Annotated in this window: 25 protein-coding genes; 12 read left to right on the top strand and 13 right to left on the bottom strand. The window is 61.9% G+C overall.

The genetic code is table 11. From position 1 onward, the window contains the following. Positions 1 to 14 precede the first annotated feature (14 nt). From J1N02_RS18790 to J1N02_RS18775, 4 genes are all read right to left on the bottom strand, one after another. Positions 15 to 290 carry a GIY-YIG nuclease family protein gene (locus tag J1N02_RS18790; RefSeq protein WP_027604699.1) on the bottom strand — a complete coding sequence of 92 codons (276 nt, stop codon included), beginning with the start codon at positions 288 to 290 and terminating at the stop codon, positions 15 to 17. A 36-nt stretch (positions 291 to 326) separates the two neighbouring features. Further along, on the bottom strand, positions 327 to 797 hold the full coding sequence (locus J1N02_RS18785) for a nuclear transport factor 2 family protein (RefSeq protein WP_065938610.1): 471 nt from the start codon (positions 795 to 797) through the stop codon (positions 327 to 329). A gap of 96 nt (positions 798 to 893) precedes the next feature. Further along, positions 894 to 1,529: a response regulator gene (locus tag J1N02_RS18780; protein WP_368960723.1), complete on the bottom strand. Its 636-nt coding sequence runs from the start codon at positions 1,527 to 1,529 to the stop codon at positions 894 to 896. Positions 1,530 to 1,737: 208 nt separating this feature from the next. Further along, the gene (locus J1N02_RS18775; RefSeq protein WP_421147564.1) at positions 1,738 to 2,163 is read right to left on the bottom strand and encodes a hypothetical protein; all 426 of its coding nucleotides are present in this window, start codon (positions 2,161 to 2,163) and stop codon (positions 1,738 to 1,740) included. 454 nt (positions 2,164 to 2,617) lie between these two features. Between J1N02_RS18775 and J1N02_RS18770 the strand changes: the two genes are divergently transcribed. The 8 genes from J1N02_RS18770 to J1N02_RS18735 all read left to right on the top strand — a co-directional run bounded on the left by J1N02_RS18770 (position 2,618) and on the right by J1N02_RS18735 (position 10,290). Beyond that, positions 2,618 to 3,241 (top strand): DUF1120 domain-containing protein, encoded by a 624-nt coding sequence (locus tag J1N02_RS18770; protein WP_027604702.1) that lies wholly within the window; start codon positions 2,618 to 2,620, stop codon positions 3,239 to 3,241. A 46-nt stretch (positions 3,242 to 3,287) separates the two neighbouring features. Then, on the top strand, positions 3,288 to 3,902 hold the full coding sequence (locus J1N02_RS18765; RefSeq protein WP_421147563.1) for a DUF1120 domain-containing protein: 615 nt from the start codon (positions 3,288 to 3,290) through the stop codon (positions 3,900 to 3,902). A 29-nt stretch (positions 3,903 to 3,931) separates the two neighbouring features. Then, on the top strand, positions 3,932 to 4,552 hold the full coding sequence (locus J1N02_RS18760) for a DUF1120 domain-containing protein (protein ID WP_027604704.1): 621 nt from the start codon (positions 3,932 to 3,934) through the stop codon (positions 4,550 to 4,552). Positions 4,553 to 4,632: 80 nt separating this feature from the next. Next, positions 4,633 to 5,256, top strand: coding sequence for a DUF1120 domain-containing protein (locus J1N02_RS18755; RefSeq protein ID WP_027604705.1), 624 nt, complete (start codon positions 4,633 to 4,635; stop codon positions 5,254 to 5,256). A 29-nt stretch (positions 5,257 to 5,285) separates the two neighbouring features. Next, on the top strand, positions 5,286 to 5,981 hold the full coding sequence (locus J1N02_RS18750) for a fimbria/pilus chaperone family protein (protein ID WP_368960717.1): 696 nt from the start codon (positions 5,286 to 5,288) through the stop codon (positions 5,979 to 5,981). Between the two features lie 80 nt (positions 5,982 to 6,061). Beyond that, complete coding sequence (locus J1N02_RS18745; RefSeq protein ID WP_421147562.1) at positions 6,062 to 8,494, top strand: fimbria/pilus outer membrane usher protein; 2,433 nt, start codon at positions 6,062 to 6,064, stop codon at positions 8,492 to 8,494. Further along, on the top strand, positions 8,491 to 9,621 hold the full coding sequence (locus J1N02_RS18740; RefSeq protein WP_421147561.1) for a DUF1120 domain-containing protein: 1,131 nt from the start codon (positions 8,491 to 8,493) through the stop codon (positions 9,619 to 9,621). Before J1N02_RS18745 ends, J1N02_RS18740 begins: the two co-directional genes overlap by 4 nt. 18 nt (positions 9,622 to 9,639) lie before the next feature. Further along, on the top strand, positions 9,640 to 10,290 hold the full coding sequence (locus J1N02_RS18735) for a DUF1120 domain-containing protein (protein WP_421147560.1): 651 nt from the start codon (positions 9,640 to 9,642) through the stop codon (positions 10,288 to 10,290). On the opposite strand, the gene J1N02_RS18730 is transcribed toward J1N02_RS18735, so the two are convergent. Together J1N02_RS18730 and J1N02_RS18725 are read right to left on the bottom strand one after the other, a co-directional pair. Next, the gene (locus J1N02_RS18730) at positions 10,287 to 11,552 is read right to left on the bottom strand and encodes a CynX/NimT family MFS transporter (protein WP_421147559.1); all 1,266 of its coding nucleotides are present in this window, start codon (positions 11,550 to 11,552) and stop codon (positions 10,287 to 10,289) included. The two genes, J1N02_RS18735 and J1N02_RS18730, sit on opposite strands and share 4 nt — an antisense overlap. Then, complete coding sequence (locus tag J1N02_RS18725) at positions 11,542 to 12,201, bottom strand: FadR/GntR family transcriptional regulator (RefSeq protein ID WP_092356653.1); 660 nt, start codon at positions 12,199 to 12,201, stop codon at positions 11,542 to 11,544. Before J1N02_RS18725 ends, J1N02_RS18730 begins: the two co-directional genes overlap by 11 nt. Before the next feature lie 159 nt (positions 12,202 to 12,360). On the opposite strand from J1N02_RS18725, the gene J1N02_RS18720 reads away from it, so the two are divergent. Both J1N02_RS18720 and J1N02_RS18715 read left to right on the top strand, forming a co-directional pair. Then, positions 12,361 to 12,672 (top strand): type II toxin-antitoxin system MqsR family toxin, encoded by a 312-nt coding sequence (locus tag J1N02_RS18720; protein WP_027604712.1) that lies wholly within the window; start codon positions 12,361 to 12,363, stop codon positions 12,670 to 12,672. Further along, entirely contained in the window at positions 12,669 to 13,151 is a 483-nt protein-coding gene (locus J1N02_RS18715; protein ID WP_098480346.1) for a type II toxin-antitoxin system MqsA family antitoxin, read from the top strand. The genes J1N02_RS18720 and J1N02_RS18715 overlap by 4 nt, the downstream gene beginning before the upstream one ends. A gap of 50 nt (positions 13,152 to 13,201) precedes the next feature. On the opposite strand, the gene J1N02_RS18710 is transcribed toward J1N02_RS18715, so the two are convergent. From J1N02_RS18710 to J1N02_RS18695, 4 genes are all read right to left on the bottom strand, one after another. Then, positions 13,202 to 13,966, bottom strand: a complete 765-nt coding sequence (locus J1N02_RS18710; protein WP_003171943.1) for an amino acid ABC transporter ATP-binding protein — start codon at positions 13,964 to 13,966, stop codon at positions 13,202 to 13,204. Positions 13,967 to 13,977: 11 nt separating this feature from the next. Further along, positions 13,978 to 15,075, bottom strand: a complete 1,098-nt coding sequence (locus J1N02_RS18705; RefSeq protein WP_027604714.1) for an amino acid ABC transporter permease — start codon at positions 15,073 to 15,075, stop codon at positions 13,978 to 13,980. Between the two features lie 10 nt (positions 15,076 to 15,085). After that, on the bottom strand, positions 15,086 to 16,267 hold the full coding sequence (locus J1N02_RS18700) for an amino acid ABC transporter permease (RefSeq protein WP_027604715.1): 1,182 nt from the start codon (positions 16,265 to 16,267) through the stop codon (positions 15,086 to 15,088). A 72-nt stretch (positions 16,268 to 16,339) separates the two neighbouring features. Next, positions 16,340 to 17,371, bottom strand: coding sequence for an amino acid ABC transporter substrate-binding protein (locus tag J1N02_RS18695; protein WP_027604716.1), 1,032 nt, complete (start codon positions 17,369 to 17,371; stop codon positions 16,340 to 16,342). A gap of 345 nt (positions 17,372 to 17,716) precedes the next feature. Here J1N02_RS18695 and J1N02_RS18690 point away from each other — a divergent pair, with 345 nt between their 5' ends. Together J1N02_RS18690 and rhlB are read left to right on the top strand one after the other, a co-directional pair. Further along, entirely contained in the window at positions 17,717 to 18,373 is a 657-nt protein-coding gene (locus J1N02_RS18690) for an alpha/beta hydrolase (RefSeq protein WP_027604717.1), read from the top strand. A gap of 95 nt (positions 18,374 to 18,468) precedes the next feature. Next, positions 18,469 to 19,932, top strand: a complete 1,464-nt coding sequence (gene rhlB / locus J1N02_RS18685; RefSeq protein ID WP_169899203.1) for an ATP-dependent RNA helicase RhlB — start codon at positions 18,469 to 18,471, stop codon at positions 19,930 to 19,932. An 82-nt stretch (positions 19,933 to 20,014) separates the two neighbouring features. On the opposite strand, the gene moaE is transcribed toward rhlB, so the two are convergent. The 3 genes from moaE to moaC are packed head-to-tail and all read right to left on the bottom strand — an operon-like array spanning position 20,015 to position 21,179. Next, positions 20,015 to 20,464: a molybdopterin synthase catalytic subunit MoaE gene (gene moaE / locus J1N02_RS18680; RefSeq protein WP_027604719.1), complete on the bottom strand. Its 450-nt coding sequence runs from the start codon at positions 20,462 to 20,464 to the stop codon at positions 20,015 to 20,017. A 2-nt stretch (positions 20,465 to 20,466) separates the two neighbouring features. Then, positions 20,467 to 20,709: a molybdopterin converting factor subunit 1 gene (moaD, locus tag J1N02_RS18675; protein ID WP_027604720.1), complete on the bottom strand. Its 243-nt coding sequence runs from the start codon at positions 20,707 to 20,709 to the stop codon at positions 20,467 to 20,469. Next, entirely contained in the window at positions 20,706 to 21,179 is a 474-nt protein-coding gene (gene moaC / locus J1N02_RS18670; protein WP_027604721.1) for a cyclic pyranopterin monophosphate synthase MoaC, read from the bottom strand. The genes moaD and moaC overlap by 4 nt, the downstream gene beginning before the upstream one ends. Positions 21,180 to 21,243: the final 64 nt, after the last annotated feature.

Here is a 21,243-nt window from a genome sequence, read left to right as displayed (position 1 = left end):
TGGGAACCCATCAGTCAAATCAATGAGCCACTTGCGGCCAGGCACTCCTTGGCGCTTTTCTTCAACTTCTTGATCAAGCGCTCCTGGCGCAACGCCTCGCCTTTGCTCGCGCATTGCTCCGTGTACACCAGGGCGACCGCCGGGCTGGACAGGAAAAACCGTGCGCCCTTGCCGCTCTGATGCGCGGCAAAACGGCGCACCGGGTCATTGCTGATGCCGCAATACAACGCGCCATTGGCGGCGCGTACAAGGTACACAAACCAGGGTTTGGGTTCAGAAGGATCAGTCACGGGTCGATTCGGCAAACCAGAAGAGCGCCAAGCTTATCAACGACCGGCCTGGAATGCCCTGAGACCTTTGAGCGCCTGGGCACGCACGGCGTTTTTCAGGGCCGGCGACCAGCCCAGCAACAGGCCCTTGAGGCCCAGGGCCTGGCGCGACCAGCGCCACAGATCGAAGTGGTCGTGGTGTTCGCAGATCTTGCCATCGCGAAACACAAACCGCGCGCCGATATCGTTGACCACCGTGTTACCGGTGGCGCTGAACAGGTAGGTCGCGACCCAATGCGCGCTGCCGGTGGTTTCATCGCTGCGCACATGGTCGAACGTCAGGGAGAAATCCTTGGCCCGGGTGGTGAGCATGCGCCACATATCGCCGGCGTCACGCCCGCGCAACTCACCGAAGGCCGGGTCGCTGAACAGCACATCCTCGGTGTAGCAGGCCGCCATGGCCTCGGCATCCAGCCGCTGGAAAGCGCTGTAGAACTCGGTGATCAGGGCGTTGTGTGCGTCGCTCATGGGCAGGTTCCAGACCAGGGGTTATAAGCCGTCCAAGATAGTCCGGGCGCCGGTAAAACTCTATCGCCATTTACACCGGGAATGCCCCACCCGGCGCTACGGCACCATGCCGCAGCTGCGGGCGTAGGCAAACAGGTCCACATCGGTGGAGATGCACAGCCGGCTCATGGCCGTGCTTTTCTGCTTGCTGATCGTGGAAATACTGCGATTGACCCGGGCCGCAATCTGGCTGACGGTCATGCCGCTGGCCAGCATCCTGACCACTTCGCGCTCCTTGCCGGATAGCTGCGGCTGTTGCAGCTGATCGCCGGTGCCCGCCTCCACCAACTGCGCGCGCAGGCATTCACTGACAAACGTCTCGCCCCTGGTCACTGTCGCGATAGCGGTGGGCAGCTCCCGGGCCGAGGCGCTCTTGGCGACAATCGCCCGTGCCCCGTGGGCAAAGGACGCACGCAGCGTCGCCACATTGGCGAACATGGTGACCAGAATCACCGGCAAAGTCGGGTACTGGCGCCGCAACAGCCCCAGCAGTCCGTAGCCGTCGGCCTGCTGGCCGCCGGGCATGGCGAAGTCAGTCACCAGCACGTCACACGCCACGCTGCCCAGCAACTTGAGCAATTCATCGGGACCGTCGGCCTCACCGACCACTGTGCATCTACCGCCCGCCTCAATCACCACCCGTTGCCCGATGCGCACAATGGGATGATCGTCGGCAATAATTACACGCAACATAAATACCCACGAATGATGGCAACTTGGAATTGGCGCAAAAATACCTGTGTCCTCTTGTCTCAACAACCACTCGATGCAGCCGGTTCCGGACCGCGCCCAGCGTTTGATAGATGGCAACTTTACGCCTACAAAATAAAAAGAAATTACCTACACCCAAAACTTCCAACCCACAGTAATAACCTCCTACAAACCTTTGAGTCCCGAAGACTCATAACCGGCTCAGATAAGCCATGTACCCCCGCAAGTTGCGCTGGAAGGCTTGCAACTGCGGCGTATTCGCCACCACACCATCGGCCTGGACCTGCGCAATCAACTGCTCGCCGCAACGCTCCAGGTCGACTCCGCCGACGAAGGCCAGGCTGCCCACCAAGCGGTGCAATCGCTCCACCAGCAAGGGCGCATCGGCGCGGGCCTGCGCCAGGTCCAGCCAGGTATCGTCTTCCCGTGCTTCCTCAATCAGGCTGGCCACCGCCCGATTCACCATCTCATCACTGCCGAAAATCTCGATCAGGCTGGCTCGCGTCGGCCATGCAATCGTGCCTGGACGACGAACCGGCTCCTCCACCAACGGTGGCAAGGGTGAGGGTGCCAACTTCAGGACAGGTACTCGCTTGGAAAATACCCTTGTCACCATGGTCACCTCACTGTGCTTACATTGATTGCTCAGCCCATGAGTTCCTCAACATCCACTTGAACAGGAGCGGGAAGCTGCAACAGCCAAATCAACGAACAGCGTGCAACATCCCCATGGCACTCATGTGACTGTCATAAGCAACAATGAATAGCCTTGCGGACAGGGAAAAGACGATACAACAACTACGAAAAACCCAACTTTCCTACAATCCAAAACATTAATTCCCACGAACTTGCACTCAAATACTGACTACTCCGATTGTCGTAATAGTTGTATTTCCCTCGCCACTCCCCCCGGCTAAATTGCCGCCACCCCCAAAGAGGGGATGGATCGGCCCGTTTCGTCGATCCCAGCAAGACACCACCCGCCGCCCTGCTCGCCGCCTTCCACAAAAAGCTCGGACGATGCCGTGCGCAAGCCTTTATCAGCCAGCCCCTTAGTGGAACCTATAGAAATGAGCAAGTCCCTCACCCTGTTCAGCGCCGCCCTGTTGCTCACCAGTGCCTTGCCTGTCTTGGCTGCCAGCACGGTGGATCTGACGGTCAAAGGTTTGATCACGCCCAGTGCGTGTACGCCCAACCTGCCGGGCGCAGTGGATTTCGGAAAAATTTCCGCGAAAGACCTGAACCTCGACAGCCAGACCCCGCTGCCCACACAAACCGTACAACTGTCCGTCAGTTGCGAGGCATCGACGCTGTTTGCCATCAAGCCTTTCGACAACCGTGCCGGCTCCTCTACCCGCCCCGCCTCGTTCGGACTGGGCCTGATCAACGAGACGGAGAAACTGGGCAGGTACTTCCTGACCATGCGCAATCCCGTCGCCGACAAGCCGTCGACCTTGCTGGTGTCGTACACCGAAGGCCGTTGGACGTGGCTCGCAGAAGACGACACCGTTGAGCCCAACTACCTGATTGCACTGGGAGGCCTGGACGAAACGATTGGCTGGCAGCCTCACCCGCTGCAGGACATGAGCGTGGAGATTGTGCTCAACACCGCGATCGCGCCGGCCAACACACTGACGCTCACCAACGAGGTGGCACTGGATGGTTCTGCGACCTTTGAAGTGAAGTACCTGTAGTGCTTACCCCGCGTCCATCGACCCTGCTCAAATGGTGATTGCCCCTATGAACCTATTTGTCACTCGCGCAGCACTGTTGCTGTTGTTTACGCCAGCGGTGTTTGCCGCCAGCAATACCGACCTCACCGTCAAGGGCAGCATCACGCCCAGCGCCTGCGCACCACTGATTTCCGGGGGCGGCGTGGTCGACTTCGGGAAAATGTCGGCCAAGTCGCTCAATGCCGAGCAACACACCGTGTTGCCCAACCAGAACATGCAATTGAGCGTCCGTTGCGAAGGGCCGACATTTTTCACCCTCAACACCATTGATAACCGCGCCGGTTCTTCGGCCAACCATGATCACTGGCATGGCCTGGGCATGACCCCGAACGATGAAAAGATCGGCGGCTCGACCTTCCACCTCTACACCCCCGTGGCCGACGGCGCGGCTGTACGCATCATTACGTCAAGCGATGGCGGGGTGAGCTGGGCCCCCACCAACCAGTTGAACCATATCTGGCTGACCGCCGTTGCAAGCAGCAATGGCCTGGTGCCCATCGCCGTCCGCGACTTTGACGCGCAGATCCGCCTGTACACCCACGTCGCCCCCGCCGACCGCCTGACCCTGCTGGACGAAGTCCCCATCGACGGGCACGCCACCGTTCAACTCAAGTACCTGTAATTCCGCCTATCGAAAGGAGTTCGCTCACCATGAAAACCCTGTTCAGTGCCGCTGCCACCAGCTTGATGCTGCTCACCTGCGCCACCGCCCATGCCGCCTCCACCGTGGACCTGACCGTCAAGGGCCTGATCGTGCCCAGCGCCTGTACCCCCAACCTGTCCGGCGGCGGCGTCATCGACCACGGGAAGATTTCCGCCAAGGACCTGCGCCCGGACAACCCTACCCACATCGGTAAGAACGTCATGACGATTGCGGTGGTCTGTGATGGTGCGACCTCGTTTGCCCTGAATGCGATCGATAACCGCGCGGACTCCGCAATAATGGCGAGTCTCTTCGGACTGGGCTTTATCAACGGTACGCAAAAACTGGGCTGGTTCGACCTGATGTTGCAAAACGCCGTCGCCGACGGCGTACAGGTGGAAACCATCGCTTCCGGCGACGGGGGCAATACCTGGTACAAGGAAAAGTTCTGGGACCCGGGCCTGTACATGTCGGTCGCCACCACGGATGACACCACCCAGCCGGTGCCCGTGAAGGAATTGGTCATGGAGATGGAGGTCAGCACCTCGATTGCCCGCACGGACAGCCTGGACCTGAGCAACGAGGTCACCCTCGACGGGTCGGCCACCCTGGAAGTGAAGTACCTGTGATGCCGGGGATGCCATGCCAGGCCTGCTCTGCCATGGCCTCCCTTACAGATCGGCCAACGTCTCCCAGCCAGTGATGCCCTATGAACACGCCCGCCACGCTTTTCGCTGCCCTGCTGACACTGACCTTCGCCGCCCCGGCGTGGGCCGCCTCTATCGTCGATATCACCGTGACCGGCCGGTTGACCCCGGACGCCTGCCACGTCGAGCTGTCGGAAGACGGTATGGTCGACCATGGCAAGATTCCCTCCCATACGCTGAGCAGTGATGAATTCACCCTGATGCCGAGCCGACTCCTGGAGCTGTCCGTACAGTGCGCCCGGCCCATGCTGTTTGCACTGGTGGGCCTGGACAACCGTGCGGAGTCGGCGCTGGCCCCAGGGGTCTTCGGCTTGGGCAGGAACATCCATGCCCCTGAAGAGCGCCTCGGCGGCGTGGCGCTGTCCTATCGCAACCCACTGGGCGACGCACAACCCATGCAGGTGCTGATGTCCCTCGACAACGGTGAAACCTGGACACCTCGTCCCAACGCCGCGCCCAAGGCCTACACCGGTTTTGCCCTGCCGGGGGATCGCCAGCCGGACTTCATCAGGCATCTGAGCGCCCAACTGCACATCGAAACCTCGATCAACTTTTCCAACTACCTGACCCTGGATCAAGAGGTGCCGCTGGATGGCTCCATCGTCCTGGATCTGCGCTACCTCTGACTCCTCTCCTGCCCAACGGAACTCTCGTCATGACGACGCTACTTTTGAATATTGCCGCCCTGGCATTGCTGTTCAGCATGAATGCCCGGGCTGATGGCATGGTCCCCGACACCTCCGTGGTGATCGTCTACGAAAGCGACGGCGAAGCCAGCGTTTCGGTGACCAACACCGACAGTCAGCTGGCCCTGCTGCACGTGACCCTGGAAGATATCCCGGAAGACAACGAGCCCTTGCTGGTAGTCACCCCGCCGTTGTCGCGGGTGGAACCGACGAAATCGCAACTGGTGCGTTTCATCCTGCAAGATCATTTGCCGCTCAAGAGCCAGCGCCTCAAACGCGTGATTTTCGAAGGCATGCCCAAGGGCCGCCCCGCAGCCGAGGCCGGACATGCACGGGTGGGTGTCACCGTGCGCCAGAACCTGCCGGTGATCATTCATCCCAAGGGCCTGGCGCCCAATCGCACGCCCTGGACCGGCTTGACCTGGTCCCTGGAAAACAACCAATTGCTGGTCAGCAATGACACGCCGTATGTGGTGCGGCTGGCCCAGGAACTGCGCCTGCTGCCCGGCGACGGCAAGGCGATGCTGCCGCGCACCTATGTGTTGCCGGGTGAGCGCCTGCGTGTACCGGCAACCGCCTCCGGCGCCCGCACCGTAAGACTGCAACCGGCCACCCTTTACGGTTTCGCCGTCGCCGCCTACGACGCGCCGCTCACCCTCCCCTGACGCAAGACGACGTGACGGCCTGACAAGCGCCGCTAAGACGCGCAGCCGCCCAATATTCGAATGCCTTGGTGAAAACAGTCGTGAATGATCGTGACGGCAACGCCGTGCCCGCCGCCCCACCCCGCCTTGCCTTACCCGTGCTGCTGTTGACCTTTGCCTTGTTCCCCGAAGAGGTACGGGCCGACGAGTACGCAGGCTTTGATACCAAGACCCTGGACCAGCGCGGCATCGACCCGCAACTGGCGAGCCTGCTACTGGATGCCCCGCGCTTCACGGCAGGCACACACGCCGTGACCTTGCGGGTCAACGGGCAACGCCGCGGCCGCCTGCAGGCACGTTTCGATGAGCACGGCGCCCTGTGCTTTGACCGCGCGCTGCTGGACACCGCCAATCTGCGGGTCCCGGCGGACAGCGGCCCGTGCCATGACTTTCTCGCCCGCTTCCCGCAGAGCCTGGTCGAGCCGGACCCGGCCAGCCTTACCGTATCGCTGGTGGTGCCAAGCGAAGCCTTGCGCCCCCTGCAGCAGGACATCTCGGAGTACCAGGCCGGCGGCGTCGCGGGCCTGCTCAACTACGACCTCAGCGGGTTCTACAACCGCTTCGGCGACGACGCCAGCCGTTTCGGCTCGGCCAATACCGAGGTCGGCTTCAATGCGGGCGACTGGATCGTGCGCAGCCGCCAGGTGCAGACCTGGCAGGATGGCCTGTCACGCAGCACCCACCTGGAAGCCTATGCCCAACGCACCTTTGCCCGTTATCAAACGGTGCTGCAGGCCGGGCAAGTCAGCCTCTACAACCCGGTGTTGTCCGGCGCCCAGATCACCGGCGTGCAGGTATTTACCGAACAAGCCCTGCAAGACCAGGAGCAGGGCGCGACCATCGAGGGCATCGCCAACAGCCCCGCACAGGTCGAGGTGCGGCAGAACGGCGCGCTGATCCACTCGACGGTGGTCCCCGCCGGCCCGTTCGCCCTCACCGATGTACGGCGCTTGAACACCCGCTCGGATGTGGAGGTAACGGTCAAGGAAAGCACAGGCGGCGAACGGCGCTTCACCGTCCCGGCGGCGATGCTTGGCCTGGGGCTGCCGGCAGCCGGTTACTCGGTGGCGGCAGGACGCGTGCGCAATATGGGTAACGCTCAAGGTGACGATCCGTGGGTGGTCAGTGCGGGCTGGAACGGCGCCGTGCATCCGCAATTGTCCGTGGGCGGTGGCGTGCTGGCCGCCAGCCAATACCGTGGAGTGGGAGCAAGCATGGCCTGGTTGCCCGGGCTGGACAGCCAGTTGCAGCTGGCCAGCCAACTCTCCGATGCCCAGGCCCGCGACAAGGCACAGGGTGTACAAACCGATCTTTCCTGGGCCCAGCGCCTGGGTGAACAATGGTCATTCAGTCTCGCCAACTCCTGGCGCACCCCAGGCTACCGCGAGCTGGAGGAAGCCACCTACGCAGCCCAACCCGACCGGCACCGCAGCACACGCTATCGCGATCAACAAAGCGCCACCCTGGGCTGGTCGCACCCGTGGCTCGGGGCATTCAGCGCCGGGCTCTCGCGCTCCAGCAATTTTGACGGGGCCAACAGCAGCCGCGCGCTGGCGTCCTGGGGGACGAGCGTCAACGGCGTGTCGCTGTCGGCCAGTGCCGAATGGCAGATGGGCGGGCGCCAGCAACAGGACAATGCGGTGTACCTGAACCTGAGCCTGCCCCTGGGCGAGAGTCGCCGGGCCCGCGCCTGGGTGCGCAACTCGGGCGGCGAGCACCGTTCCGGGCTCGGCCTGAACGAACAGGTCAACGACCAACTCAACTACCGGGTCAGCGCCGAGTACGACAGCCGTGACCGCCAGGTGGAGACCAGCGTGGGCCTGTCCGCCCTGCCGCGCTACAGCCAGTTGGACCTGAGCTACAGCCGCAGCGACGCCGAACGCTCGAGTTACCAGGGCGGTGCCCGTGGCGCGATGGTGGTGCATGGCAGCGGGATGACGTTCTCGCCGTACCCGGTGCGCGACACCTTCGCCCTGGTGTCGGTGGGCGACATGAGCGGCATCAAGCTCAGCACCCCCAGCGGCCCGGTCTGGACCGATTGGCAAGGCCAGGCGGTGGTTTCCCAGGTCAATGCGTACGGACGCAGCCCGGTCGAGGTACAGACCCGCTCGCTGCCACGCAACGCCGATATCCACAATGGCCTGGCAATGATCTCGGCCGGGCGTGGTGCGGTGGATCGCGTCGAGTTCGGCGTAGCGCTGACGCGCCGCTTGCTGCTGACGGTACGCACCGACCAGGACCAGCCGTTGCCCCGTGGGGCCACGGTGAGCACCGCCGAGGGTGAATTCGTCACCCTGGTCCAGGACGGCAGCCAGGTGTTCCTGCCCAATGTGCTGGAGCACACCACGCTGTGGGTCGGCACCGCAGGCAAACAACGCTGTGAATTGCGCTTTGAATTGCCGGCCAAGGCGAATCCGACGGTGTATTACGAAACCGCCCCCGCCCTCTGCCATACCCCCGAGGATGATCGATGACAGCCCTACGACTAGGCATCGCCTGCGTGCTGATGGGCGCGCTCAATAGCGCCCTGGCCCAGGACGAATGCCGCCTGAACGTCAGCGAGGCGTTGCTGGATTTTGGCCTGATGAACCGCGCCGCCCAGCGCGACAGCGCCCCACAGCGTTTGCTCGGCGAGCGGCGCCTGAGCCTGACGTTCACGTGCCCGCACCCCACCGACCCGAGCCTGTTCTATCGCGCCCTGGCGGCAAGCCCAGAGCGCTGGCAATTTACCGAGCAGGGCAGCTACACCCTCAACGCCAGCGACGCTGTACTGGATGGCCAGGCGGTGGCCCTGGGATTGCTGCCCGCCAGTGGCCAGCCTGCCGTCGCCACAGGCAACAGCCTGGATTGGCGGCCGGGCCACGGGATTGCGCCGGTCCAGAACGGTACGCTGCTGAGGGGCAAGCACTTTTCGCTGCAACTGAGCGTCAACGCCTGGGCCGACAGCGCCGCCACCCGCGTCAGGGATGCCACCACCTGGGAAGTTTCCGGCACGGTCTACCACCGTCCCAGCGATCGCTACCGCGAACTGACGCTGCAGGCGCATTTCGCTCCCGTGGCCTGTGTACCGCAGCTGTCTAACGGAGGGCTGGAGGATTACGGCACGCTGGCGGCCAAAGACCTGAACGCCACCCACGAAACCCCACTGCCCACCCGCACCTTGCAGTTCTCTGTCAGTTGCGACGCCGCCACCCCCTTCGCCTTGAAGATGCATGACAACCGCAACGGCTCGGCGACCGGAGGCATCGACGAAACCGCCTACGGCCTGGACCTGGACGCCAGCCAGAACAAGATCGGGCGCTACTACCTGAACATCGACCCGGCCGAGTTCAGCGCCGATGCCCTCGGCACGCTGTATCGCACCGACTCCACCAGCGGCGGGGTGGCCTGGAGCAGTTCCAGTGCCCGGCAGATCCCCATCGCCGCCAACAGCCTCATGGGGTTCACCGACCGCGCCGCCAGCACGTTGGGGCCGGTACCGATCCAGCACCTGGCCGGCACGGTGCGCCTCAAGGCCTACCTGGCGCCGACCCAGGCCCTGGACTTGCGTAACGTGGTGTACATCAACGGCTCCGGCACCCTCGAAATCATCTACCTGTAACCCATTGGAACCCGCCCCATGAAAACCCCCGGCATCACCCTGCTCTCCCTGCTGTTACTGGGGAGCGCGCTCCCCGCACAGGCCGCCTCGCGCGTGGACCTGGCGGTCAAGGGCCGCATCACGCCCACCGCCTGCACCCCGCAGTTGTCCAACGGCGCGTTGATCGACTACGGCAAGATCTCCCACCAGGACCTGAACACGGACAAAAACACGCGCCTGCCGGTCAAGCTGCTGCAAGTCAGCATCGCCTGCAACGCCTCGAACCGCTTTGCCTTGCGCATGCACGACAATCGCGACGGTTCGGCCATGGTCAACAGCGAGATTTACTACGGCCTGGGCCTGGACAGGAGCGGCAACCGTATCGGCCTGTACGCCATGACCTTCGACCCCAGGCAAACCCTGGTCGACAGCACCACGCAGGTGTACGGCACCGAATCCACCACCGGCGGCGTGGCCTGGCGCACCGCCAACCTCAACCCGATCAATATCGGCGCCAACAGTTACCTGGGCTTTACCGACATCGCCGGCAGCACGGCCGGGCCCTCGGCAATCCAGGAGCTGATCAGCACGGTCAAGGTCGAAGCCGTGATCAATGCCACGCAAAACCTGGACCTGAGCAGCGACACACGACTCGACGGCCTTGCCACGCTGGAGGTGGTGTACCTCTAGACTTTCTCGCTGCTGACCTGCACATACTGCGCCCGCCCCGCCCCCAGCCCGGCAATGATGGCGCCCAGGCCGATCACCGCGAAAATCCAGCCGATGGCCGACCAGCCGCCCGTCCAGTCGTGCACCAGGCCCACCGCAAATGGGCCAATGGACGCCAGGGTGTAGCCAAAGCCCTGGGCCATGCTAGACAGGTTGGCCGCCACATGGGAGTCGCGCGAGCGCAGCACGATCAGGGTCAGCGCCAGGCTGAACGTACCGCCCTGGCCCAGGCCGAGCAGGATCGCCCAGCCCCACAGGCCGTCCAGCGGTGCATACAGGCAACCGAACAAACCGCCGAGGGTCAGCAGCATCACCACTACGATCGCCAGGCGCTGGTCTTTGCCACGGGTGGCGAGCCAGGGTGCGGCGAGGGAACTGAACAATTGCATGACGATCGAGCCGGACAACGCCAGCCCGGCTTCGGTGGCGCTCAGGCCACGACCGATCAGGATCGACGGCAGCCAGCCAAACACGATGTACGACAGGGACGATTGCAGGCCCATGTACAAGGTGACCTGCCAGGCCAACGGATCACGCAGCAGGCCCTTCACTCGGTAGGCGACCTGGTGGGTGGCGTGTCTGCGGCCGACCTGCGGTAACCAGAACAACGCCGCCGCCAACGCCGGCAGAATCCAGAAGCCCAGGCCAATGGTCCAGCGGTCACCGAAGTAATGACTCAGCGGCACCGTGGCACCGGCGGCCAACGCCGCGCCCAGGCACAGGGCCATGGTGTAGACGCCGGTCATGGCACCGGCCTGCCTGGCGAAATCACGCTTGATCAGGCCCGGCAGCAAGACGCCGATGATGCCGATGCTCGCACCGGCGATCAGGCTGCCGGCGAACAAGCCCACTTCGCCAAAAGCGCTGCGCAGGATGATGCCGGCGGCCAGGGTCAGCAAAATCCCCAACACCACCCGCTCGGCGCCAAACCGCCGGGCCAGGATCGGCGCCGTGGGTGCGAACAGGCCGAGGCACAACACCGGCAGGGTGGTGAGCAAACCGGCCTTGGCCGCCGACAACCCCAGGCTGCTGGAGACGTCGGCCAGCAATGGCGCCACGCTCGACAACGCCGGACGCAGGTTCAAGGCCACCAGGATCAGGCCCAGCAGCAGCAACCAGGGGCGACTCACCACCGGGTGGCTGCTTTGCACCACGTCGTCGTCGGCCTCGGCGTCGATCAACAGTTCGTCCAACTCGCTCGTACGCTTGGTTTCAGGGTTCATTGATCAACTGCCGGCAAAGGGATTTGGCGCGTTCCGGGTCCTGGTGTTCCACGGCTGCGAGCAGGGCGATATGCAGGTCGAACACCGCCTGGCGACGCGGCGAAATGTTCAGGGTCTGGCGCAACTGCGCGCCGACGATGGCGGAAAAGTACTGGTACAGCTCGCTCAACGCCGGGTTGTGCGCGGCGTCCACCAGGCGTTTGTGGAACAGCAGGTCGGCGCTGATATAGGCCTCGAGGTCACCGTGGTACAGCACCGCGCTGGCCTTGAGTGCCTCATGCAAAGCGGTGAGGTCGGCGTCGGTACGGCGCACCGCCGCGAGCCCGACGGCCTCCACTTCCAGGATCTGCCGCGTCTCCTGCGCCTGCTCCAGGGTGCAGTGGGATAACGCGCGCATGGCCCCCAGCGGGTCGGTCATCGAGCGCAGGTAACTGCCGTCGCCCTGGCGGATCTCGATCAACCCGGAGAACGCCAACACGCGCATGGCCTCGCGCACGGTGTTGCGGCTGATGCCCAGCTCGGCGGCCAGCTCCGGCTCGGTGGGCAGGCGTTCGCCGATGGCCCACCGGCCTTCGCTGATGCGCCAGCGCAATTGCTCAAGGGCCTGGTCCACCAGGGAGCGTTTGATCAAGGGGGCGATGTCTGTCATGGAATGCAGGCTTTCGTCCAATCATAGGATGAATTTTCCTACAGCCTATTCAGAGTTGCCTACAAAGGCAACGCACTAGGGTTCTTAGGCAGGAAAAGGAGCAGTATTTTCGATTGGTAAAATTACCCTCAAAGGGTAATTATTCGGCTCAGGTGTCTTATGGAAAAGTACACACCTCATTACGATCTGGCGGTGATCAAGGCGGACGTCAGGCGGCTTGGAGGCCGGGCATTCACGCTCGCAGCAAAGCAAACAGGCGCGCGGCTCGGTCTGAATATCAAGGAGATGCAAGAGGTCGTTTTCGAACTACAAAACAGGATGTTGTACAAATCGATGACCACGTATGCCGATCACCGGGTGTGGCAGGACGTGTACCACATCAATTCACACGGTCTGGAGATTTACATCAAGGTCACTTACTGCACAGCCGGTAACCCTCCAGTGATCTCCTTCAAGAAGAAGAGCTCATGAACACTCAACATTGCTTCATTTGCGGTGCACCCGACGCCATGAGGCGCTTCGAAAGCCGCAGCGAAACCCTCCGTGTCAACGGTATGGAACGGCGTGTCGATGACCTGTCTGGCTGGGAATGCCAACTGTGCGGCGACGGCATGCATGACCCTGACAGCTCCGACCGCTATAGCGCCGCCAGCGATGAACTGGTCCGTACCGCGCGGACAATGATCGGCAACGAGATGAAACGCATCCGTCGCAAGCTGCACCTTACGCAGAAAGAAGCCGTGCAACTGTTGTCCGGTGGCGGTCACAACGCTTTTTCACGTTATGAACGCGGTGAGCTTCTGCCACCGAAGCCACTGGTTCTGTTGATGCGACTATTGGACCGTTACCCTCACCTGCTCGCCGACGCCAGGGTCTTGGCCGAAGGCGCTGACCTGCGGGGCTTCACCCATACCGCGAACACAGGGCAGGAGGCGCTCAAGGCCTCCTGAACAGACAAAAATAAACCCGGCCAGGCCGGGTTTATTTTTTCAGGCATCGATCAATGCAGGATCTGGCTCAAGAACAGCTTGGTCCGGTCATTCTGCGGGTTGTCGAAGAAGTCATTCGGCGCCGCCTGTTCGACGATCTCGCCCTTGTCCATGAAAATCACACGGTTGGCCACGGTGCGCGCGAAACCCATTTCGTGGGTCACGCACAACATGGTCATGCCGTCTTCGGCCAGGCCGATCATGGTGTCGAGTACTTCCTTGACCATTTCCGGATCGAGGGCCGAGGTCGGCTCATCGAACAGCATGATTTTCGGCTTCATGCACAGGGCGCGGGCAATCGCCACGCGCTGTTGCTGGCCGCCGGACAGTTGCCCCGGAAACTTGTGGGCCTGCTCCGGGATGCGCACACGCTCCAGGTAGTGCATGGCGATTTCCTCGGCCTTGCGCTTGGGCATCTTGCGCACCCACATCGGCGCCAGCGTGCAGTTCTGCAGGATGGTCAGGTGCGGGAACAGGTTGAAGTGCTGGAACACCATGCCGACTTCACGGCGGATCGCTTCGATCTGCTTGAGGTCGTTGGTCAGCTCCACGCCATCGACCACGATGCGGCCCTGCTGGTGCTCTTCCAGACGGTTGAGGCAACGGATGGTGGTGGACTTGCCCGAACCCGACGGGCCGCACAGCACGATACGCTCGCCCTGCTTGACGTTGAGGTTGATGTCTTTCAACACATGGAACTGGCCATACCACTTGTTGACGCCCTGCATCTGGATAATGCCTTCAGGGCTCACAGGCTGTTTGATCGCTTCGCTCATAACATCAACTCCTAACGCTTGTGGCCTGTGTCGAGCTTGTGTTCCAAATGAATGGAATAGCGCGACATACCAAAACAGAAAATCCAGAACACCAGGGCGGCAAACACATAGCCTTCGGTGGCCATGCCCAACCATTTAGGGTCGGCGGCGGCTTGCTTGACGCTGTTGAGCAGGTCGAACAGGCCGATGATGATCACCAGGCTGGTGTCCTTGAACAAGGCGATAAACGTGTTGACGATGCCCGGGATCACCATCTTCAGGGCTTGCGGCAGAATCACCAGGCCCATGCTGCGCCAGTAACCCAGGCCCATCGCCGCGGCCGCTTCGTACTGACCTTTAGGGATCGCCTGCAAACCGCCACGCACCACCTCGGCCACGTAGGCCGACTGGAACAGGATCACGCCGATCAACGCCCGCAGCAGCTTGTCGATGCCCATGCCTTCGGGCAGGAACAACGGCAGCATCACCGAGGACATGAACAGCACGGTGATCAACGGCACGCCGCGCCAGAACTCGATGAAGGTCACGCAGACCACACGAATCGCCGGCATGTTCGAGCGCCGCCCCAAGGCCAGCACAATCCCCAGCGGCAAGGCACCGGCGATGCCGACAGTGGCGATGACCAGGGTCAGCATCAGGCCGCCCCATTGGCTGGTTGCCACATTGGTCAGCCCGAAGATCCCGCCGTGGAGCAGGAAGTAGGCGATGATCGGGTACAGCACCAGGAAGCTCAGGCCATAGACCGCCTTGCGTGGGAAACGCGAGATGAACAACGGCGCCACGCCGACGATGGCCAGCCACACGGTCAGGTCCACACGCCAGCGCAGGTCGCCGGGGTAGTAGCCGTACATGAACTGCCCGAAGCGCTGCTGGATAAACACCCAGCACGCGCCTTCCTTGGTGCAGTCGGCGCGGGTGGTGCCGACCCAGTTGGCATCGAGGATGGCCCACTGCAGGATCGGCGGCACCACCAGGTAGATCAGGTAGAACGCCAACAGCGTCAGCAGGGTATTGAGCCAGCTGGAGAACAGGTTGGCGCGCATCCAGGCCATCGGTCCGAAGACTTTGCTCGGCGGCGGCATATCAGGTTTGAAAGTATGCGAACTCATGTGCGTTTCCTCACCGCTCGATCAGCGCAATGCGCTTGTTGTACCAGTTCATCAGCAGGGAAATGCTGATGCTGATCGCCAGGTACACGCTCATGGTGATGGCAATAACCTCGATGGCCTGGCCGGTCTGGTTGAGCACCGTGCCGGCAAACAGCGAAACCATTTCCGGGTAACCGATACCGGCGGCCAGCGACGAGTTCTTCGCCAGGTTCAGGTACTGGCTGGTCAGCGGCGGAATGATCACCCGCAGGGCTTGCGGGATGATGACCTTGCGCAGCGTCGGCCCAGGGCGCAGGCCCAGGGAGCGCGCAGCTTCGGTCTGGCCGTGGCTGACGGACTTGATGCCCGAACGCACGATCTCGGCGATAAACGCTGCCGTGTACACGGTAAGCGCCAGGGTCAGGGCCAGCAGTTCAGGGATCAGTACCCAGCCGCCGACAAAGTTGAAACCTGAAAGCTTTGGCATTTCCCAGTGCAGCGGCGCGCCGAAGATCAAGGCACACAACGCCGGGATCACGATAAACAGCGCCAGGCCCGCCCAGAACTTGTGGAAGGGTACGCCGGTCGCCTCAAAGCGCTTGTTGGCCCAACGCGCCATCAGCACGATTGCCACGATGGCAACCACGATGCTGGCCACAAACGGCCAGAACCCGTCAGCGGCCAGCGCTGCGGGCATGTTCAGGCCACGGCTGCTGACAAAGAAGGTGTCACCGAAGTTATGGCTGTTGCGCGGCCCCGGCATGGTCAGGAACACCGCGAAGTACCAGAACAGGATCTGCAGCAGCGGCGGAATGTTGCGGAACACTTCCACATACACGGTCGCCAGCTTGTTGATCATCCAGTTCGGTGACAGGCGCGCCACGCCGATGATGAAGCCCAGCAGGGTCGCCAGGATCACCCCGATAAAGGTCACCAGCAACGTGTTGAGCAGCCCGATCACAAAGACACGGGCATAGCTGTCCGATTCGGTGTAGTCGATCAAATGCTGCGCGATGCCGAAGCCGGCACTGCGCTCAAGAAAGTCGAAACCCGAGGTAATGCCCCGGTGCTGAAGGTTGGTCTGGGTATTGTCGAAGAGGTACCAGCCCAGCGAGATCACCGCCACAATCGTGATGATCTGGAAGAGCCACGCACGCACTTTGGGATCGCTGAAGCTGAGCTTCCGATTTGGTGCGCCGATTTGTTTTTGCATGAAGTGCCCCGGAAAGAATGGAACAGAACATCACCCGGCGGTTGGCCCACCGGGTGACAGAACCATCAGCGATCAGCGCACAGGCGGTGCGTATTGAATGCCGCCGTTGTTCCACAGCGCGTTCAGGCCGCGGTCGATTTCCAGCGGGGTGCTCTTGCCCAGGTTGCGCTCGAACACTTCACCGTAGTTACCGACTTGCTTGACGATCTGTACGACCCAATCCTTCTTCACTTTCAGGTCTTTGCCGTATTCGCCGTCAGCACCGAGCAGACGCGCAACGTCCGGGTTCTTGGTGGACTTGGCTTCAGCTTCAACGTTTTTGGACGTGATGCCGGCTTCTTCAGCGTTGAGCATGGCGTAGCCCACCCAGCGCACGATGGCCAGCCACTCGTCATCACCGTTACGCACGACCGGGCCCAGCGGTTCCTTGGAAATGGTTTCCGGCAGAACTACGTAGTCCTTTGGCGAGGCCAGCTTGCTGCGCTGGGCGAACAGTTGGGACTTGTCGGAAGTCAGTACGTCGCAACGACCGGATTCCAGCGACTTGGCGCTTTCATCGGAGGTGTCGAAGGTGATCGGGGTGTATTTGAGGTTGTTGCCACGGAAGTAGTCGGAAACGTTCAGCTCAGTGGTGGTACCGGCCTGGATGCAGATGGTTGCACCGTCCAGTTCCTTGGCACTTTTGACGCCCAGCTTGTTGTTAACCAGGAAGCCGATGCCGTCGTAGTAAGTGATGAAGCCCGGGAATTTCAGGCCCATGCCCGCATCGCGGGAGCTGGTCATGGTGGTGTTGCGCGACAGGATGTCGACTTCGCCGGATTGAAGCGCGGTGAAACGCTCCTTGGCGTTCAACTGGCTGAATTTGACCTTGGTGGCGTCGCCGAAAACGGCAGCGGCCACGGCGCGGCAAACGTCAGCATCGATCCCGAGGATCTTGCCGCTGGCATCCGGTACCGAGAAGCCCGGCAAGCCGTCACTCACGCCACATTGCACAAAGCCTTTCTTCTGCACGGCGTCCAGAGTGGCGCCAGCCTGGGCGAAACCACTGACACCCAGTACAGCCGCCGCGCTAACGATGGCCAGGGTGGATTTCAATACCTTCATTCAAACCTCCAGTTGCTCTTGTTGTGTCGAAGCTCCAACCTCAGCGCACCCTTATGAGGCGATATCGACCCGTGTTGGCTTTTTTTAGGGTCAAGCGGCATGAGGCTTTCGCGGTAATTCCAGCGGCTATCCCAGAAGCGGCAGTCACTGATAGTGTTACCGTCCAGGGAAAGTTCTGACATCGACCTACACATAGCAAGGCGCGTACCAGAGTGGCGGCTGAGTCGTTTCAGCCCCTCGTCAATGGAAAAAGATTCAACCTTGCGACATTCTCTTAACAGATCAACCTGTCGCGCACCGTTCCGACGCACCCAATCGGAGCGCACGCACATATATGGAGCAGACATGACCGAACCCTTGATTCTTCAGCCCGCCAAGCCCGCAGACGCCTGCGTAATCTGGTTGCATGGCCTGGGTGCCGATCGCTACGACTTCCTGCCGGTGGCCGAGGCGCTGCAGGAAAGCTTGCTGTCCACCCGCTTTGTTTTGCCCCAGGCACCGACCCGTCCGGTGACGATCAATGGTGGCTACGAGATGCCCAGCTGGTACGACATCAAGGCCATGAGCCCGGCCCGCTCGATCAGCCTGGAAGAGCTGGAAGTGTCAGCAAAAATGCTGACCGATCTGATCGAAGCACAGAAGAGAACCGGAATAGACGCTTCGCGGATTTTCCTCGCGGGCTTTTCCCAAGGTGGCGCCGTGGTATTCCACACCGCGTTCCTGAATTGGGAGGGGCCATTGGGCGGCGTCATCGCCCTCTCCACCTACGCGCCCACCTTCAGCGATGAGCTTGAATTGTCGGCCAGCCAACAACGCATTCCAACGCTGTGCCTGCACGGCCAGTACGACGAGGTGGTACAGAACGCCATGGGCCGCAGCGCCTACGAGCACCTGAAAACCCGTGGTGTCACCGTGACATGGCAGGAATACCCAATGGGCCACGAAGTGTTACCCCAGGAGATTCACGATATAGGGACTTGGTTGACCGCTCGCCTGGGCTGAACCCCAAGTTTATGTAGCCGTATGACAGACGCACTACGCCGCGCCCGATTCTTGCATTACACTGGCCGGCGTACATTCCTTAACCAATTAATGAGATCACCGTGCTCAAAGCACTCAAGAAGATGTTCGGCAAAAGCGAGGCTGAGCCGCTCGCGCCTGTTCCCAGTGCTCCTGTCCCCTCCTCCGGCAGCCGCAATGACGGTCAACAGCCAGGCCGGACTGCACCTGTCGCCCAGCCGAAGACGCCGACGGTGACACCGCCCGAACAGGCAAAACCCGAGACCCAAGCCGCACCCGCCCCCAAGCCTCGCCGGGAACGCGCGCCCAAACCGCCGGTGATCCCGTGGAAACTCGAGGATTTCGTCGTCGAGCCCCAGGAAGGCAAGACCCGCTTCCATGATTTCAAACTGGCCCCGGAACTGATGCACGCCATCCAGGACCTGGGGTTCCCGTACTGCACGCCGATCCAGGCGCAGGTACTGGGCTTTACCCTCGCCGGCAAAGATGCCATCGGTCGTGCCCAGACCGGTACCGGCAAGACCGCCGCGTTCCTGATCTCGATCATCACCCAGCTGCTGCAAACGCCGCCGCCGAAAGAACGCTACATGGGTGAACCGCGTGCGCTGATCATCGCGCCTACCCGTGAACTGGTGGTGCAGATCGCCAAGGACGCCGCCGACCTGACCAAGTACACCGGCCTCAACGTCATGACGTTCGTCGGCGGCATGGACTTCGACAAGCAGCTCAAGCACCTCGAAGCCCGCCACTGCGACATCCTGGTGGCAACCCCCGGCCGCCTGCTGGACTTCAACCAGCGCGGCGACGTGCACCTGGACATGGTCGAAGTGATGGTGCTGGACGAAGCCGACCGCATGCTCGACATGGGTTTCATCCCACAAGTGCGCCAGATCATTCGCCAGACCCCGCCGAAAAACGAGCGCCAAACCCTGCTGTTCTCTGCGACCTTCACCGAAGACGTGATGAACCTCGCCAAGCAGTGGACCACCGAGCCGTCCATCGTCGAGATCGAAGCGGAAAACGTCGCCAGCGAAAACGTCGAACAGCACATCTATGCCGTGGCCGGTGCCGACAAGTACAAGCTGCTCTACAACCTGGTCAACGACAACGGCTGGGAACGCGTGATGGTGTTCGCCAACCGCAAGGACGAAGTGCGCCGCATCGAGGAACGCCTGGTGCGCGATGGCGTGAATGCCGCGCAGCTGTCCGGCGATGTGCCGCAACACAAGCGCATCAAGACCCTGGAAGGCTTCCGCGAAGGCAAGATCCGCGTGCTGGTGGCCACCGACGTGGCCGGGCGCGGGATTCACATCGACGGCATCAGCCACGTGATCAACTTCACCCTGCCGGAAGTGCCGGACGACTACGTGCACCGCATCGGCCGTACCGGCCGGGCGGGGGCTGCGGGCGTGTCGATCAGCTTTGCCGGGGAGGATGACTCGTATCAGTTGCCGTCGATCGAGACCTTGCTGGGCCGCAAGATCAGTTGCGAGACTCCGCCGACGCACTTACTGCGGGCTGTAGAACGCAAACGCCCGTAAGCTGAAAAGCGATAAAAATGTGGGAGGGGCGGTGCGACGATTCGACTTGCCCCCTCCCACATTTGGTTAAGTGTTCGGCTGGTTATTTCCAGCGATCCGCCGCAGCGTGGTCGCTGTCCCGCCCTTCCACCCAGCGCGCACCCTCACGGGTGTTTTCCTTCTTCCAGAAAGGCGCACGGGTTTTCAGGTAATCCATCACAAACGCACAGGCATCGAACGCGGCCTGGCGATGGGCACTGGCGGCGGCCACGAACACTATCGGCTCGCCAGGCTCCAGCGCACCGATACGATGCAGCACTTCGAGCTTGAGCAGCGGCCAGCGTTGCTCGGCTTCGACGGCGATCTTGGCCAAGGCTTTTTCAGTCATGCCCGGATAGTGTTCGAGAAACATCCCGGACACCTCTCGGCCCTCGTTGAAATCGCGCACATAGCCGACGAAACTCACCACCGCGCCCACGCCCACATTCGCCGCGTGCATCGCGTTGACCTCGGCACCGGGGTCAAACGGTTCGACCTGTACACGAATGGCCATGTTCAGCCTCCGGTCACGGGCGGGAAGAACGCAACTTCATCACCGGCCTGCAACGGCTCGTCGAGAGCACACAACTCCTGGTTGCGAGCACACATCAAGCTGGTTTCGTTGAGCACTTCAAAGCCCGGATCAGCGGCCAGCGCCTGGCGCACGGCATCGACCGTGGCGAATTCGCCTTCCATCTCAAGTGAATCCAGGCCTATTTTTTCGCTGTAACGCGCGAAAAACAGTACGTTGATGCTCATTGTCCATCCGCCTTGAAATGCCCGCTCTTACCGCCAAGCTTTTCCAGCAGGCGGATGTTTTCGATGGTCATGCCGCGATCCACGGCCTTGCACATGTCGTAGATCGTCAGCGCCGCGACGCTGGCCGCCGTCAACGCTTCCATCTCTACGCCGGTCTGCCCGGACAGCTTGCAGCGCGCGACGATGTGTACCGAGTCTGCGCCATCGGCACTCAGTTCGACCTTGACTCCGGTCAACATCAGCGGGTGACACAGGGGAATCAGATCACTGGTTTTTTTCGCCGCCTGGATCCCGGCGATGCGGGCCACGGCAAACACGTCGCCCTTGGGATGGGCGCCGTCGACGATCATTTGCAGGGTCTCGGGCAGCATGCGCACCCGCGCTTCGGCCACCGCCTCCCGGAACGTCACGGACTTGTCGGTGACGTCGACCATATGGGCGCGACCTTGGGAATCGAGATGAGTCAGCACAGGGATACTCCTGATCAGGAGCGGCGATTGTAAACCCAACACGCAATAAATGTGGGAGCAGCGG

This window comes from Pseudomonas sp. NFX5 (genome assembly GCF_049132125.1).
Classification (GTDB): domain Bacteria; phylum Pseudomonadota; class Gammaproteobacteria; order Pseudomonadales; family Pseudomonadaceae; genus Aquipseudomonas; species Aquipseudomonas marginalis.
The sequence above is the reverse complement of the archived record's forward strand: the minus strand, read 5'-3'. Positions and strand labels throughout refer to the sequence as shown.